The organism is Polaromonas sp. P1_G2 (assembly GCF_056405515.1).
On sequence record NZ_JBFUBY010000747.1, the window covers coordinates 1 to 576 of the forward strand.

1 protein-coding gene is annotated in these 576 nt (G+C 61.3%); it reads right to left on the minus strand.

Annotated elements, in window-relative coordinates; all coding sequences use genetic code 11:
- The coding region (locus AC1D0P_RS27360; protein ID WP_477679603.1) for an ATP-binding protein at positions 1 to 576 on the minus strand (576 nt) is incomplete at both ends.

The window sequence follows — 576 nt, forward strand, 5'->3', positions numbered from 1 at the left end:
GCGTCAGGTAGATCACCTGTCCCACCTTGGCCATTTCGCCGAGCAGGCGGAACACCTCTTCGGAGCGGGGATTGTCGAAACTCTCCATGATGTCGTCGGCGACAAATGGGACCGGCGGACGGAGTGCGGCGAACTCCTCATAACCGGCAAGCCTGAGCGCCAGATAGAGCTGGAACTGGGTGCCGGTCGACATGGCATCGGCAAGCTTCGAACTGCCGTCACCCGACACGCCGATCAGGATTTCCTTGTCCTTGTCGGGTTGCGAGGTAAGGCCTGAATAGCTGCCGCCGGTGATCAGGCGAAAAGCCTCCGAAGCGCGGTTCATCATCGAGCTGCGATGTTTTTCGCGGTAGATATGCAGCGCCTGTTCGGCGGCAAACGTGCCGGTCCTGAGTGTGAGATAGCGTCGCGCCAGATCCTCGATTTCGAGGAAGATGGTGCGGCGTCTGGCTTCGATCCGGGCGACCGCGTCGTCGCCGCCGACGGCCTCCAGCTTCTGCCATGCGAGCGACATGTCGGAATAGAGAAGCTTCGCCTGCTCGGTCAGGTCCTCGATGCGCCTCTCCAGTTCCAGTG